15 protein-coding genes are annotated in these 14,665 nt (G+C 70.7%); 8 read left to right on the top strand and 7 right to left on the bottom strand.

Annotated elements, in window-relative coordinates:
- Positions 1–17 precede the first annotated feature (17 nt).
- The 3 genes from ACIQM3_RS23325 to ACIQM3_RS23315 all read left to right on the top strand — a co-directional run bounded on the left by ACIQM3_RS23325 (position 18) and on the right by ACIQM3_RS23315 (position 3,586).
- The gene (locus ACIQM3_RS23325; protein WP_401627179.1) at positions 18–881 is read left to right on the top strand and encodes an arpA protein; all 864 of its coding nucleotides are present in this window, start codon (positions 18–20) and stop codon (positions 879–881) included.
- Positions 882–931: 50 nt separating this feature from the next.
- Positions 932–1,738, top strand: a complete 807-nt coding sequence (locus ACIQM3_RS23320; RefSeq protein ID WP_401627178.1) for a class I SAM-dependent methyltransferase — start codon at positions 932–934, stop codon at positions 1,736–1,738.
- Positions 1,739–1,837: 99 nt separating this feature from the next.
- Positions 1,838–3,586 (top strand): choline/carnitine O-acyltransferase, encoded by a 1,749-nt coding sequence (locus tag ACIQM3_RS23315; protein ID WP_401627177.1) that lies wholly within the window; start codon positions 1,838–1,840, stop codon positions 3,584–3,586.
- 50 nt (positions 3,587–3,636) lie between these two features.
- Here the strand turns inward: ACIQM3_RS23315 and ACIQM3_RS23310 are convergent, their stop codons facing one another.
- A complete protein-coding gene (locus tag ACIQM3_RS23310; protein WP_401627175.1) occupies positions 3,637–4,059 on the bottom strand; it encodes an arsenate reductase ArsC in 423 nt (140 codons plus the stop codon).
- Between the two features lie 94 nt (positions 4,060–4,153).
- On the opposite strand from ACIQM3_RS23310, the gene ACIQM3_RS23305 reads away from it, so the two are divergent.
- Positions 4,154–4,462 (top strand): helix-turn-helix transcriptional regulator, encoded by a 309-nt coding sequence (locus tag ACIQM3_RS23305; RefSeq protein ID WP_104784940.1) that lies wholly within the window; start codon positions 4,154–4,156, stop codon positions 4,460–4,462.
- Complete coding sequence (gene arsB, locus ACIQM3_RS23300) at positions 4,459–5,580, top strand: ACR3 family arsenite efflux transporter (RefSeq protein ID WP_401627173.1); 1,122 nt, start codon at positions 4,459–4,461, stop codon at positions 5,578–5,580. The genes ACIQM3_RS23305 and arsB overlap by 4 nt, the downstream gene beginning before the upstream one ends.
- A gap of 14 nt (positions 5,581–5,594) precedes the next feature.
- Here the strand turns inward: arsB and ACIQM3_RS23295 are convergent, their stop codons facing one another.
- On the bottom strand, positions 5,595–5,960 hold the full coding sequence (locus ACIQM3_RS23295) for an ArsR/SmtB family transcription factor (protein WP_401627171.1): 366 nt from the start codon (positions 5,958–5,960) through the stop codon (positions 5,595–5,597).
- 102 nt (positions 5,961–6,062) lie between these two features.
- Between ACIQM3_RS23295 and ACIQM3_RS23290 the strand changes: the two genes are divergently transcribed.
- Positions 6,063–7,391 carry an NAD(P)-binding protein gene (locus tag ACIQM3_RS23290; protein ID WP_401627169.1) on the top strand — a complete coding sequence of 443 codons (1,329 nt, stop codon included), beginning with the start codon at positions 6,063–6,065 and terminating at the stop codon, positions 7,389–7,391.
- Between the two features lie 72 nt (positions 7,392–7,463).
- Here the strand turns inward: ACIQM3_RS23290 and glnA are convergent, their stop codons facing one another.
- Positions 7,464–8,873, bottom strand: coding sequence for a type I glutamate--ammonia ligase (glnA, locus tag ACIQM3_RS23285; RefSeq protein WP_104784933.1), 1,410 nt, complete (start codon positions 8,871–8,873; stop codon positions 7,464–7,466).
- Between the two features lie 222 nt (positions 8,874–9,095).
- Between glnA and ACIQM3_RS23280 the strand changes: the two genes are divergently transcribed.
- Positions 9,096–9,563, top strand: coding sequence for an RDD family protein (locus ACIQM3_RS23280; protein WP_401627167.1), 468 nt, complete (start codon positions 9,096–9,098; stop codon positions 9,561–9,563).
- A gap of 67 nt (positions 9,564–9,630) precedes the next feature.
- Here ACIQM3_RS23280 and ACIQM3_RS23275 read toward each other — a convergent pair whose 3' ends face one another.
- The 4 genes from ACIQM3_RS23275 to lipB form a co-directional block, all read right to left on the bottom strand.
- Positions 9,631–10,338, bottom strand: coding sequence for a DUF4191 domain-containing protein (locus ACIQM3_RS23275; RefSeq protein ID WP_401627165.1), 708 nt, complete (start codon positions 10,336–10,338; stop codon positions 9,631–9,633).
- A 30-nt stretch (positions 10,339–10,368) separates the two neighbouring features.
- Positions 10,369–10,569 carry a hypothetical protein gene (locus ACIQM3_RS23270; protein ID WP_099176328.1) on the bottom strand — a complete coding sequence of 67 codons (201 nt, stop codon included), beginning with the start codon at positions 10,567–10,569 and terminating at the stop codon, positions 10,369–10,371.
- A gap of 269 nt (positions 10,570–10,838) precedes the next feature.
- The gene (lipA, locus tag ACIQM3_RS23265) at positions 10,839–11,807 is read right to left on the bottom strand and encodes a lipoyl synthase (protein ID WP_401627163.1); all 969 of its coding nucleotides are present in this window, start codon (positions 11,805–11,807) and stop codon (positions 10,839–10,841) included.
- A 111-nt stretch (positions 11,808–11,918) separates the two neighbouring features.
- The gene (lipB, locus tag ACIQM3_RS23260) at positions 11,919–12,728 is read right to left on the bottom strand and encodes a lipoyl(octanoyl) transferase LipB (protein WP_401627161.1); all 810 of its coding nucleotides are present in this window, start codon (positions 12,726–12,728) and stop codon (positions 11,919–11,921) included.
- Positions 12,729–13,038: 310 nt separating this feature from the next.
- Between lipB and ACIQM3_RS23255 the strand changes: the two genes are divergently transcribed.
- Positions 13,039–14,661, top strand: a complete 1,623-nt coding sequence (locus ACIQM3_RS23255; RefSeq protein ID WP_401627159.1) for a regulator — start codon at positions 13,039–13,041, stop codon at positions 14,659–14,661.
- Positions 14,662–14,665 lie beyond the last annotated feature (4 nt).

The following is a 14,665-nucleotide window of genomic DNA, read 5'->3' as shown; positions in this document are numbered from 1 at the left end:
ACGCGTGAGAGGGTCGAATGAGCACTCTGCAAGCCATCACGCTCGACCAGGTGGTCGACACGGACCACTACCCCCTGTCGGAGCCCGGGAGTCCACAGGCCCGCGCCGTGGTGGCGCGGGCGAGGCGCGAACTGGCCGAGGCCGGCTGCACCGTACTGCCCGACTTCGTCCGCCCTCCGCTCCAGGAGGTCCTGCGACAGGAGTGCGCCGCCCTCGCCCCGCACGCGTACTTCGACGTCGAGACGGTCAACGTCTACAACATCGATGTGGACGAGGACCTGCCCGAGGGCCACCCAGGCCGCCGCACCTTCGAGCGCGGCAACGCGTTCGTCGCCCGCGACCACATCCCCGGGGGCTCCCTCATCGGCCGGCTCTACGCCCACGAGGCGTTCCAGCGCTTCGTCGCCGACTGCTTCGGACTGCCCCGTCTGTACGAACTCGCCGACCCGCTCTCCGGGCTGGTGCTCAACGTCGTACGGCCGGGCATGGAGCACCCCTGGCACTTCGACACCAACGAGTACACGGTCAGCATGCTGACCCAGGAGGCGCAGGAGGGCGGCTCGTTCGAGTACTGCCCGAACATCAGGTCCGCCGCCGACGAGCGCTTCGACGACGTCCGGGACGTCCTGGACGGCAAGGGCGCGCCGGAGCGCCTGCCCCTGCGCCCGGGCGACCTTCAGCTGTTCAAGGGCCGCTACTCGCTGCACCGGGTCAGCCCGGTCCGGGGCGGACTCGCGCGCCACAGCGCGATCTTCGCCTACAGCGAGCGGCCCGGCGTCATCGGGAGCGTGTCGCGCACCAGGCAGCTCTTCGGCCGCGTACTGCCCGAACACCTGGCGGCGGAAGGCCGCTCCGTACGGGGTGATCAACTCCTGGACTAGTCCCGGTCAACGGTTCAGGCACTGCCACGCGCCCCACCGAGGAGAACCCCTTGCGTCTCGACGCGTCCGGAAAAGTCTCGCTGGACCACATCTACACCGCGCCCGACCCCCGCACGTACTTCCAGGTGCTCCGCCCGCTCGGCTACTGCGTGCCCCAACTGGCCAAGCCCTACTTCGACAAGCTCGTCAAGGAGTACCGGGAGACGGAGCAGGTCGCCGTCCCGCGCGTGCTGGACATCGGGTGCTCGTACGGGATCAACGCCGCCCTGCTCAAGTACGACGCCACGATGGACGAGCTGTACGCGCGCTACGACGGCAGCGGCCCCGGCACCCGCGCCGAACTGCTGGAGCGCGACCGTGACCTCTCCCGCTCCCGAAGCCCCGCACAGGCCCTGCGCTTCACCGGCCTGGACGCCTCCGCCGCCGCCCTGGCCTACGCCCACGAGGCCGGATTCCTCGACGACACCGTCAACGCCGACCTCGAGGCGGGCGACCCCACCCCCGCGCAGCGCGACCTGCTCGCCGGGACGGACCTGGTGATCTCGACGGGCTGCATCGGCTACGTGACCGAGCGCACCCTGACCCGTGTCGTCGACGCGCAGGACGGCCGCCTCCCCTGGATGGCGCACTTCGTGCTGCGGATGTTCCCCTTCGACCCCGTCGGGAAAGCCCTGGAGGAGCTGGGCTACCGGACGACCCGGGTCGACGGGGTCTTCAAGCAGCGGCGGTTCGCGGGCCCGCAGGAACGGCAGGGCGTCCTGGACAGCCTCGCCGCAGCCGGTGTGGACGCGAGCGGGCTGGAGGAGGAAGGCTGGCTCTACGCTCAGCTCCACCTCTCCAGGCCGCAGCACCGGTAGACCCCACCATCCTCACTCACCGAGAAGAGAGCCGCATTGAACGTCAGTCAGGAAGCAGCAGCCGGCGCGACCTTCGCCCGCGAAGGAAGCCTTCCGCGCGTGCCGCTGCCCACGCTCGAGGCGAGCTGCGAGAGGTTCCTCGCCTGGTGCGCCCCACTGCTGACCGCCGAGGAGCGGGCCGCGACGGAGGCCGAGGTCGCCGCCTTCCTGCGGCCCGGCGGCCCCGGCCGGACGCTGCACGCGGCGCTGGAGGAGTACGACGCCACGGAGGGCGTGCACAGCTGGCTCGACACCTTCTGGCCGTACCGCTACCTCGGCCGCCGCGACCGGATCGCGCTCAACGCGAACTTCTTCTTCCTGTTCCAGGACACCGGGCAGGGGCAGCTCGACCGGGCGGCCGGGCTCGTCGCGGGGGCCCTGCACTACAAGCGGCGGCTCGACGAGGGGCTGATCGCGCCGGTGGAGCAGCGCGGCGTCCCGCAGTCGATGGTGCAGAACACGTACCTCTTCTCCACGACCCGCATCCCCGGGGTGCCGCTGGACACGGTGCGCGCCCCGTACAGCGAGCAGGCGCCCGGCCCGTCCACGGCCGGGCACATCGTCGTGTTCTTCCGGGGCACCATGTTCCGGCTGGACGTGCTCGGCCCCGACGGCGTGCCGCACAGCCTCGACGAGATCGAGGCCGGGCTGCGCGCCGTCACCAAGGCCGACGTCCACACGCCCGAGGAGGACCGGGCCGGCCACCTCACCACCATGGCGCGCGCCGAGTGGGCGGCCACCCGCGCGTCCCTCGCCGACGGCCACCCCGGCAACGCCCGCACGCTGGACGACATCGAGACCGCGCTCTTCTGCGTCTGCCTGGAGGACTTCGCGCCCGAGGACACCCAGGCCGCCTGCGACGAACTGCTGCACGGGGACCGGGGCAACCGCTGGTTCGACAAGGCCGTCTCCTTCGTCGTCTACGCGGACGGCCGGGCCGGCATCAACGTCGAGCACTGCGAGCTGGACGGGACGACCATCCTCAGCTTCACCGACGCCCTGCTCGGCACCCCGCCGGACGAGCACTCCCGCCTCTCCGGGGCGCGCCCCCAGGGCGAGCCGGCCCCGCACCCCCTGACCTTCGAACTGGACGCGTCCCAGCGGGCGCAGGTGCGCACCGCGGCCGAGAAGTTCGCCGCGTACGGCGACGCCACCGCCACCCGCACCGTGTCGTTCGAGGACTTCGGCAGTACGGCGGCCAAGGCGCTCGGAGTGTCCCCGGACGCCTTCGTCCAGGTCGCGTACCAACTGGCCCACCAGCGCGCCAAGGGCCACCTGGGAGCCACGTACGAGTCGATCGCCACCCGGCAGTACCGCCACGGCCGCACCGAGGCGATGCGCGTGGTCACCCCCGAGATGCCCGCCTTCGTCGCGGCGATGGACGACCCCACGGCCGACCGCGACACCCGCCGCGCCGCGTTCCGGGCCGCTGCCGGAGCCCATGTGACGCGGGCGAAGGAATGCCAGGCGGGCGAGGCCCCCGAACAGCACCTCTGGGAGCTCGAACTGATCCAGCGCCGCCGCGGCGACGAACTGGGCGTGGACGAACAGCCCGCGCTGTACCGCTCACCGGGCTGGCTCACCATGCGCGACGACTACCTGAGCACGAGCTCGGCACCGTCCGAGAACATCCAGTACTTCGGCTTCGGCTCCACGAGCAGCCGCTGTATCGGCGTCGCCTACGTCCTGCTGCCGGACCGCTTCAACCTCTACCTGAGCACCCCGCAGGCGGTGGCCGGCCAGATGCACGCTTTCGCCGACCACCTCCGCGAGGCGGTCACCGAACTGCGTGAACTCCTCGCGGACTGACCGGAGACACGGAAGGGAAAGGGCGGGCCGGGGAGCGCACTCCGGCCCGCTCAGGCCGTGGCCTCCGGGGCGATCTCCTCGATCAGGCCCTCGACCAGGGCCCTGATCTCGTCGCGGATCGGCCGCACGGCTTCCACGCCCCGGCCGGCCGGGTCCTCCAGCTGCCAGTCGAGGTAGCGCTTGCCGGGGAAGACGGGGCAGGTGTCGCCACAGCCCATGGTGACGCACACGTCGGACTCGCGTACGGCGTCGACGGTGAGGACCTTCGGGGTCTCGGCCGAGATGTCGATGCCGGCCTCGGCCATCGCCGCGACGGCGGCCGGGTTGACGGAGGCGCCCGGGTCCGAGCCGGCGGAGCGTACCTCGACGCGGTCCCCGGCCAGGTGGGTCAGCCAGGCGGCCGCCATCTGGGAACGGCCGGCGTTGTGGACGCAGACGAACAGGACGGACGGCTTGCCCGAGGAATCAGCCATGGTGATCGTTCTCTCCTGTCGTACGGCGGGACCAGCCGCCAATGACTTCAGCCCCTGCTGGTATCAGCGAACGGTGGTGTGAAAGTATCAGTGCATGCTGACTTCAGTGGATCCTGATCTCATTCGGGTGCTGGGTGATCCGCTCCGTCTCCGGATCGTGACCCTGCTGGCCCGCGAGACGCTCTGCACGACCCACCTGGTCGAGGAGACCGGAGCCAAGCAGACCAACCTCTCCAACCACATGAAGGTCCTGCGCGAGGCAGGCGTGGTGGAGACCGAGCCCTGCGGCCGCTTCACCTACTACAAGCTCAAGCCCGAGGTCCTGGCCGGGCTCTCCGAGCAGTTCGCCGCGCTGGCCGACTCCGCCCGTACCGCTTCCGAGAACAAGAGGGCCTGCCCGTGACCTCCACCGAGGCCACCACCTCCCCCGCCCCGGTCGGCGGCGGGGACGACTCGATCGTCAAGAAGCTCTCCACCCTCGACCGCTACCTCGCGGTGTGGATCCTGCTCGCCATGGCCGTCGGTCTCGGCCTGGGCCGCCTGATCCCGGGGCTGAACGACACGCTCGCGAAGATCGAGATCGGCGGGATCTCCCTGCCGATCGCGCTCGGCCTGCTGGTCATGATGTACCCCGTCCTCGCCAAGGTCCGCTACGACCGGCTCGGCCGCGTGACCAGCGACCGCAAGCTGCTGGTCTCCTCGCTGGTCATCAACTGGATCGTCGGCCCCGCGGTCATGTTCGCCCTGGCGTGGATCTTCCTGCCCGACCTGCCCGAGTACCGCACCGGCCTGATCATCGTCGGCCTCGCCCGCTGCATCGCCATGGTCATCATCTGGAACGACCTCGCCTGCGGCGACCGCGAGGCCGCGGCGGTCCTCGTCGCCCTCAACTCCGTGTTCCAGGTCGTCGCGTTCGGCCTGCTCGGCTGGTTCTACCTCGACCTGCTGCCCCGGTGGATGGGCCTCGGCGACGGGCAGGGCCTGGATGTGTCCGTGTGGCACATCGCGCTGAACGTCGTCGTCTTCCTCGGCCTCCCCCTGCTCGCCGGCTTCCTCACCCGCCGCATCGGCGAGCAGAAGACGGGCCGCGCCGACTACGAGGCGAAGTTCCTGCCGAAGATCGGCCCGTGGGCGCTGTACGGGCTGCTGTTCACGATCGTCATCCTCTTCGCCCTGCAGGGCAGGACCATCACCTCGCAGCCGCTGGACGTCGTGCGGATCGCGCTGCCTCTGCTGGTCTACTTCGCGATCATGTTCTTCGGGACCTTCCTCCTCGGCAAGGGCCTCGGCCTCGCGTACGACCGCACCACCACGCTCGCGTTCACCGCGGCGGGCAACAACTTCGAGCTGGCCATCGCCGTCGCCATCGCCACCTTCGGCGTCACCTCCGGCCAAGCACTCTCCGGTGTCGTCGGCCCGCTCATCGAAGTCCCGGTCCTGATCGGACTCGTGTACGTCGCGCTGGCCTGGCGGCGGAAGTTCGCCTCCGCGGGCCTCACCACCCCGGGCGGGGAGGCCTGACGCACTACCCGCGATCAGACCCGCAGGTCGAGCATGGCCGACATGGCCGCCACCACGGACGGGGCGACCTCGTAGTAGACCCAGGTCCCACGCCGCTCCGAGGTCAGCAGGCCGGCCTCGCGCAGCTTCTTCAGGTGGTGGGAGACCGTCGGCTGGGAGACGCCGACGTCGGAGATGTCGCACACGCACGCCTCGCCGCCGGGGTGTGAGGCGACCTTGGAGAACAGGCGGAGCCGCACCGGGTCGGACAGCGCCTTGAACATCACGGCCATCCGCTCCGCGTCGTCCTGCGACAGCTCTCCCGCGGTGATCGGCGGGCAGCACGGCACCGCGGCACCCGCGTCCAGGACCGGCAGCTCCACACGCTCTGAATTCGACATGCGTCTATGTTGACACTCGTCGATGCAAAGTGCCAGGCTGTATATAGACAGACATCGAAACAGTGGCCGGGAGCGGTCGCCCGTCCTGGAGGGCATCACGACATGACCACCACAGCTGACCTGCCGGTTGTCGTCATCGGGGCCGGCCCCATCGGGCTGGCGGCCGCCGCGCACCTCGTGGAGCGTGGCATCGAACCGCTGGTCCTCGAGGCCGGGCCCGCCGCGGCCACCGCTGTGCGCGACTGGTCGCACGTGCGGCTCTTCTCCACCTGGGGCGAGCTCACCGACCCGGCCGCCGAGAAGCTCCTCGCGCCGGGCGGGTGGTCCCGCCCCGACGCGAGCACCTGTCCGACGGGGCGGGACTGGACCGAGCGGTACCTCCAGCCGCTCGCCGACGTCCTGGGGGACAAGGTCCGCTACGGCGTCACCGTCACCGGCGTCTCCCGCCTCGGCCGCGACCGGATCGTCGACGCCGACCGGGACCGGCAGCCCTTCACCATCCGCCTCACGCGCGTCGACGGCGCCGAGGAGCGGATCCTGGGCCGGGCCGTGATCGACGCGTCCGGCACCTGGTCCACCCCCGGCCCGGCCGGCGCCGACGGACTCCCCGCCCTGGGTGAGCCCGCCGCCTCCGCCCGCATCTCCTACCGCGTCCCCGACCTGCGGGACCCCGCCGTCCGCGCCCGGTACGCGGGCCGGCGCACCGCTGTCATCGGCTCCGGAGCCTCCGCGTTCACCGCCCTGGCCGGTCTCGCCGACGTAGCGAAGGACGCGCCCGGTACGCACGCGGTGTGGATCCTGCGCCGTGGCATCAGCGGCTCCACCTTCGGCGGCGGCAGCGCCGACCAGCTTCCCGCCCGCGGCGCCCTGGGGCTGGCCGCCAAGGCCGCCGTCGACGACGGGTACGCCGACGCCGTCACCGGATTCCGCACCGAAGTCGTCGAGGCCCTCGACGACGGCCGTCTCGTCCTGGCCGGTGAGGACGGCCGGCGCCTCGATCCGGTGGACGAGGTCATCGCCCTGACCGGCCTGCGCCCCGACCTGTCGTTCCTGTCGGAGCTGCGCCTCGCCCTGGACGAGCGTCTTCAGGCACCGGTGGAGCTCGCCCCGCTCATCGACCCGAACCAGCACTCCTGTGGCACCGTCCACCCGCACGGTCACCGCGAACTGTCCCACCCCGAACAGGGCGTCCACCTCGTCGGCATGAAGTCCTACGGTCGCGCCCCGACCTTCCTGGCCATGACCGGCTACGAACAGGTCCGCTCGGTCACCGCCGCCATCGCCGGCGACACAGGGTCCGCCGACCGCGTCGAACTCACCCTCCCCGAGACCGGAGTGTGCGGCGGCGCCGGACTCTTCGACGACCCCGCCGACGGGCGGAGCGACGACGGTGGCTGCTGCGCTCCGGCCGCCGGGGCCCTTCCGGCATGACGACGAGCGAGGGCCGCCACCCCGACCAGGGGGTGGCGGCCCTCGCTCACGTTCCTGCGAACCGCTGCGTGTCTAGAGGTCGAAGTACAGCTCGAACTCGTGCGGGTGCGGGCGCAGCTGGATCGGGGCGATCTCGTGCGTGCGCTTGTAGTCGATCCACGTCTCGATCAGGTCCGGCGTGAAGACGCCACCGGCCTGGAGGTACTCGTGGTCGGCCTCGAGCGCGTCGAGGACCGCCGGGAGCGACGTCGGGACCTGCTGGACGCCCGCGTGCTCCTCGGGGGCCAGCTCGTAGAGGTCCTTGTCGATCGGCTCCGGGGGCTCGATCTTGTTCTTGACGCCGTCCAGGCCGGCCATCAGCAGGGCCGAGAACGCCAGGTACGGGTTCGAGGACGGGTCGGGGGCGCGGAACTCGACGCGCTTGGCCTTCGGGTTGGAGCCCGTGATCGGGATGCGCATCGCGGCGGAGCGGTTGCGCTGCGAGTACACCATGTTGACCGGCGCCTCGAAGCCCGGGACCAGACGGTGGTAGGAGTTCACCGTCGGGTTGGTGAAGGCCAGCAGCGACGGGGCGTGCTTCAGGATGCCGCCGATGTAGTAGCGCGCCATGTCCGAGAGGCCCGCGTAGCCCTGCTCGTCGTAGAACAGCGGGGAGCCGCCGGACCACAGGGACTGGTGGACGTGCATGCCCGAGCCGTTGTCACCGAAGATCGGCTTCGGCATGAAGGTCGCGGTCTTGCCGTTGCGCCAGGCGACGTTCTTCACGATGTACTTGAAGAGCATCAGGTCGTCGGCCGCGGCGAGCAGCGTGTTGAACTTGTAGTTGATCTCGGCCTGGCCGGCGGTGCCGACCTCGTGGTGCTGGCGCTCGACCTGGAGGCCGTTCTTGTCCAGCTCCATGGAGATCTCGGCGCGCAGGTCGGCGAAGTGGTCGACCGGCGGCGTCGGGAAGTAGCCGCCCTTGTAGCGGACCTTGTAACCGCGGTTGTTCTCGACCGCACCGGTGTTCCAGGCGCCGGCCTCGGAGTCGATGTGGTAGAAGCTCTCGTTCGCCGACGTCTGGAAGCGGACGTTGTCGAAGACGTAGAACTCCGCCTCGGGGCCGAAGTACGCGGTGTCGGCGATGCCGGTCGAGGCGAGGTAGGCCTCGGCCTTCTTGGCCACGTTCCGCGGGTCACGGCTGTACTGCTCGCCGGTGATCGGGTCGTGGATGAAGAAGTTGACGTTCACCGTCTTGTCGCGGCGGAACGGGTCGACACGGGCCGTGGACAGGTCCGCACGGAGCGCCATGTCCGACTCGTGGATGGCCTGGAAGCCGCGGATCGACGAGCCGTCGAAGGCCAGTTCCTCGGCCGGGTCGAAGGACGCCGCCGGGATCGTGAAGTGCTGCATCACACCCGGCAGGTCGCAGAACCGGACGTCGACGAACTTGACGTCGTTGTCGGCGATGTACTTCTGGACTTCGTCGGCGTTCTGGAACATCCAACTCCTCCTACTCCCGACCCGGGAAAGGGCGGGGTTGCAGCTCGTTTGTGTGGCCAGTGCGGTGGCACACGCTGGACCCGACCATAGGCAGACGGGATTTCTCCAGCATGACCCATTTGTTTCGCACAAGTTAACCAGGGCGGCCGTGGGCAGCACCTCGATGACGTGTTCGGTGCCCCGCCCGGCCGGATACAAACGCGGGCGCAGTACCGTGGTCGGGTGGACAACAGGCAAGCAATCGGATCGTGGCTCTCGGGGCCGCGCGCGGCGGCCGAGGAGATGGGCGCCGACTTCGGTTACCGGGGTCAGCGCCTCGGTCTGCCCCAGGAAGGCCCGGGGTCGATCGCCCCGCTCGGCCGCCGTTTCGGGGCCCTCTTCATCGACTGGGTCGTGTGCATGGTGATCGCATACGGCCTGCTCGCTCGTGGTGACCAGCAGTCGGCCGGGAACTGGGCGCTCGGCGTGTTCCTCGTCATGAGCTTCCTGACGGTCGGAACCGTCGGTTCCACCCCGGGCAAGCGGATCCTGGGCCTGCGGGTCATCGCCGAGGACGGCGGACGGCTCGGCATCGTGCGGGTCGTCGTACGGAGCGTGCTGCTCCTCCTGGTGATCCCGGCCATCGTCTGGGACCGCGACAGCCGCGGCCTCCACGACCGGCTGGCCCGCGCCGTCCAGGTCCGCATCTGAGACGAACGAAGAGAGCGGCCCCGGACGATGCACTCGTCCGGGGCCGCTCTCCTGCGTACGTGCTCGGTCAGCGCATCTTTCCGCCGCGCGGCATCCGCATGCCCTTCGGCATCGGACCCTTCGGCAGCGGCATGTTGCTCATCAGGTCGCCCATCGCCCGGAGCCGGTCGTTGGCGGCGGTCACCTGCGGGCCGGTCAGGACCCGCGGAAGCTTCAGCATCGTGGTGCGCACCTTCTTCAGCGGCACCTGGCCCTCGCCGTCGCCGACGATGATGTCGTGCACAGGTACGTCCACGACGATGCGGGCCATCCGCTTCTTCTCGGCCGCCAGCAGGCTCTTCACCCGGTTCGGGTTGCCCTCCGCCACCAGGACGATGCCGGCCTTGCCGACCGCCCGGTGGACGACGTCCTGGCTGCGGTTCATCGCGACGGCCGGGGTCGTGGTCCAGCCACGGCCGACACGGTCCAGCACCGCAGCGGCCGCGCCGGGCTGTCCCTCCATCTGACCGAAGGCCGCGCGCTCGGCACGCCGTCCGAAGATGATCGCCATCGCGAGGAAGGCCAGGACGAAGCCCAGGATGCCCGCGTAGACCGGGTGACCGATCAGGAAACCGATGGCGAGGAGGACACCGAAGGTGACGATTCCCACACCCGCGACGACAAGACCCACCTTGGGGTCCGTCCGCCTGGTCATCTTGTAGGTCAGGGCGATCTGCTTGAGCCGCCCCGCGTTCTCGGCGCTGTCCGCGCCGTCAGTGTTTGCCTTCCTCGCCATGTACGGAAGTTTACGTGGCGCGGGAGTGACCTAGGAACGGTGGTCGGCCACAGCCTTCAGCACATGCTCCGCCTCGACCCGGTCCTGCGCCCTGCGGCGGTCCTCGAGGACGGCCGTCCAAGCGTTGCGGCGGGCGGTGCGCTGGCCGCTGCTCATCAGCAGGGACTCGACGGCGCGGAGTGCGGTGGTGACGGTCGGGATGGCGTTGGCTCGTACCGGTGCGGCGTGCATCGTGGGTGTTCCCCCTCGGAGCGGATGCGCGCGCCCGGCGCGCACTGAGTAGCGGGAAGCAATGACGACGGCGGCTGCGGAGCCACCGCGTATGTACCTAGGGTCACTGCTCGGTGTTACCAGTGCATGACCGGTCGGTCAAACACCAATGAAACTCTGATTTCGGCGGCGCGCACGCCGACGCGGCCCATACGGGCCCCCGGCCTGCGGGGGACGTACGGGCCGCGTCTTTGCGGGCAGCAACGCTCAGTAGCTTCTTGTGCGCCGATTCACACGGCCGGTGCGGTCGCGGCGGTCGCACCGCGCCGCTCCATCGCCTGCTGGAAGAGGCGTCCCGCGCGGTACGAGGAGCGCACCAGCGGCCCGGACATGACGCCCGAGTAACCGATCGCGTCGGCCTCGTCCTTCAGCTCCACGAACTCGTGCGGCTTCACCCAGCGCTCGACCGGATGGTGCCGTGCGGAGGGCCGGAGGTACTGCGTAATCGTGATGAGCTCGCAACCCGCGTCGTACAGGTCCTGGAGCGCCTCGCTGACTTCCTCGCGGGTCTCGCCCATGCCCAGGATCAGGTTGGACTTCGTCACCAGACCGGCCTCGCGGGCCCGCGTGATGACGTCCAGGGAGCGCTCGTAACGGAAACCGGGCCGGATCCGCTTGAAGATCCGCGGCACCGTCTCGACGTTGTGCGCGAGCACCTGCGGGCGCGAGGAGAAGACCTCGGCGAGCTGCGCGGGCTCCGCGTTGAAGTCGGGGATGAGCAGCTCCACCTTCGTGGCGCCGCCCTCCCGCCCCGAGGTCTGGGCGTGGATCTGGCGCACGGTCTCCGCGTACAGCCACGCGCCGCCGTCCTCCAGGTCGTCGCGTGCGACGCCGGTGATCGTGGCGTAGTTCAGGTCCATCGTCACGACGGACTCGCCCACGCGGCGGGGCTCGTCACGGTCCAGCGCCTGCGGCTTTCCCGTGTCGATCTGGCAGAAGTCGCAGCGCCGGGTGCACTGGTCACCGCCGATCAGGAACGTCGCCTCGCGGTCTTCCCAGCACTCGTAGATGTTCGGACAGCCGGCCTCCTGGCACACGGTGTGCAGACCCTCGCCCTTCACGAGCGCCTGCATCTTCGTGTACTCGGGGCCCATCTTCGCCCGGGTTTTGATCCACTCGGGCTTGCGCTCGATGGGGGTCTGGCTGTTTCGGACCTCCAGGCGCAGCATCTTGCGCCCGTCGGGTGCGACACCGGACACTCCGGCACCCCTTTGCTTTCGCTGCATTGGATTCTTCGGCGAACACCAGGGTACGCCCGTGGTTAGAACGGCCTTGCGTCTGGCCAACCTGTGGCCGACGGGGCCTATTCCCTACGCCGAGGCGGCCGGTTCCTTCGGCGCGAGGACGCGGGGCGTGAGCTCCGCGTTCTCCAGGACGTCCCGCAGGTGCCTCTCGGCGACCGGGAGGACGTCGTCGATCGTGATCTCGCGGCCCAGTTCGTAGGAGAGCGAGGTCACGCCGGCGTCCCGGATCCCGCACGGCACGATCCGGTCGAACGAGGTGTTGTCCGGGTTCACGTTCAGGGAGAAGCCGTGCATGGTGACGCCCTTGGCGACCCGGATGCCGATCGCGGCCAGCTTGCGGTCCTCGCGTCGCTGCCCCGCGTTCGACGGGGCGTACTCGGGGCCGTTCAGCCGGGGGTCGAACTCCTCGTCGTGCAGCCGGGGGTCGAAGTCGAGGGAGAGCCCGCCCAGCGAGGGACGGTCCTCGACCGGGTCGCCGAGGACCCAGACACCGCTGCGGCCCTCGACCCGGCTGGTCTCCACGCCGAACTCGGCGGCCGTGCGGATCAGGGCGTCCTCCAGGCGGCGGACGTGAGCCACCACGTCCACCGGGCGGGGGAGCTTGAGGATCGGGTAGCCGATGAGCTGTCCCGGGCCGTGCCAGGTGATCTTCCCGCCGCGGTCGACATCGATGACCGGGGTGCCGTCGAGCGGGCGCTCGCTCTCCGTCGTGCGCCGCCCCGCCGTGTAGACGGACGGGTGCTCGAGGAGCAGGCAGGTGTCGGGGACGGTGTCCTCGAACCTGGCGGCGTGCACCTCGCGCTGCTTCTGCCAGGCCTCCTGGTAGTCGACCCGCTCCTCGCCGAATCCCAGACGGACGAACCGCAGCTCACTCACTCGGGTGCCTCCCTACTCGCGGTGCCGGAGGGCCGGGGGGTGTCCCCGGAGTCACGTCACCATCCGTGTGCGCCCTGAGCCACTGTACGACCGCTCCCGAACACGAGGTCCGGCAGGTTACGGACGGGCGCTTCCCGTCAGCGATCCATTAATCCTCACACGATCGGATGAACGTGGAGCGAAGGCCGTTGGCGCCGCCGCCGGGGCAGTTAAGTTCGCGCCGTTCCATAACGGGCTCGCCCGCTCCCAAACGTGGGGGAGCCCGTAAGGGCTGCCCGCCCGGCGCCGAAGGCAGGAGACCTTACAGCTGATGTCGGAACGACCTCCGCAGCGCACCCCGAACCGGCGGCTCGCTGCCCTCATCGCGGAGGCCGGGTTCTCCCATGCGGGCCTGGCCCGCCGGGTGGACCAGCTCGGCCTCGAACACGGGCTCGACCTGCGATACGACAAGACCTCGGTGACCCGCTGGCTGCGCGGCCAGCAGCCCCGGGGCACCACCCCCGCGCTGATCGCCGAGGTCTTCACCAGACGGCTCGGACGCCGGCTCTCCGCGCAGGACCTGGGCCTGGACGCGTGTGCGCCCGTCTACGCCGGCCTGGAGTTCGCGGCCACCCCGGCCGAGGCCGTCGACATCGTCAGCGGGCTGTGGCGCAAGGACTCGGGCAGCAATGCGGAGCTGCGCAAGATCGCGTTCACCCCTGCCGGACTGGTCGTCCCCAGCAGGGACTGGCTGATCGGGCGGGCCGACGAATGGGTCGGCCGGGGCGAACCCCAGGAGCGCGTGAACGGCACCACCGGCCTGCCCGCCCCCCGTACGCCCGCCGAGGGCCACGGGAACCGGCCCCCGCACGGGCTCCAGCAGGCCCATGGAGCCGGCGCCCTCCAGGCACCCGGCGCCCCCGGCCCGGCGTACGGGGCGGGCGCCAACGGCACCCGGGCGGGCGCCGGCCGTGGCCCCGTCCGCCCGCCCGCTCCCGTGGCACCGCTCCTGGGCGTCCCACGCCAGCGGCAGACCGACCGCGGGGCCGGCCAGCGGGTCGGCAGCGGCGACGTCGCCGCCCTGCGCTCGGTGGGCGAGCTCTTCCGCACACTGGACAACGCCTACGGCGGAGGCCACGCCAGGCAGGCCCTCGTCCGCTATCTGGAGCACGAGGCCGAGCCCATGCTCCGCGGGAGCTACGGCGAGACGCTGGGCCGCCGGCTGTTCTCCGCCGCGGCCGATCTGACCCGGCTCGCGGGATGGACCTCGTACGACATCGCGGCGCACGGCCTCGCCCAGCGCTACTTCGTCCAGGCGCTGCGGCTCGCCCAGGCCGCCGGGGACCGGGCTTACGGCGCCTACGTCCTCATCACGATGAGCCGGCAGGCGGTCTATCTCGGGCACGGCAGGGAAGCCATCCAGCTCGCACGCGTCGCCCAGCAGGGCATCGGCTCCTCCGCGCCGCCCGTGGTCCTGGCCCTGCTGCACGCGGTCGAGGCGCGCGGGCACGGCGTTCTCGGGGAGACCAGGCCCTGCGTCGCCGCGCTCGTACGGGCGGAACGCGCGCTGGGGATCTCCCGGCCCGGGGACGACGTGCCGCACTGGGCCCGCTACTTCGACGAGGCCCAGCTCGCCGACGAGTTCGGCCACTGCCACCGCGATCTGCAGCAGTACCGCGTCTCCGCCCAGCACGCCGAGCGGTCGCTCCAGCTGCGCGCGCCGGCGTACGCCCGGAGCCGGCTGTTCTGCCGGGTGGTCCTCGCCTCCGCGCGGCTCGGGCTCGGCGAGCTGGACCAGGCGTGCCTGCTGGGCGCCGAGGCGGCCCAGCAGGCCGCGGAGATGCGGTCGGTGCGGGCGACGGAGTACGTACGGGACTTCGAGCGCCGCCTGGAGCCGTACCGCGACGCCGTCGCCGTACGGGGCTACCGCGACCGGGTCGCGGCACTGGGCTGACCGA

Source organism: Streptomyces sp. NPDC091271 (genome assembly GCF_044757505.1).
Lineage (GTDB): Bacteria > Actinomycetota > Actinomycetes > Streptomycetales > Streptomycetaceae > Streptomyces.
This window is presented reverse-complemented; position numbering and strand designations above follow the sequence as displayed.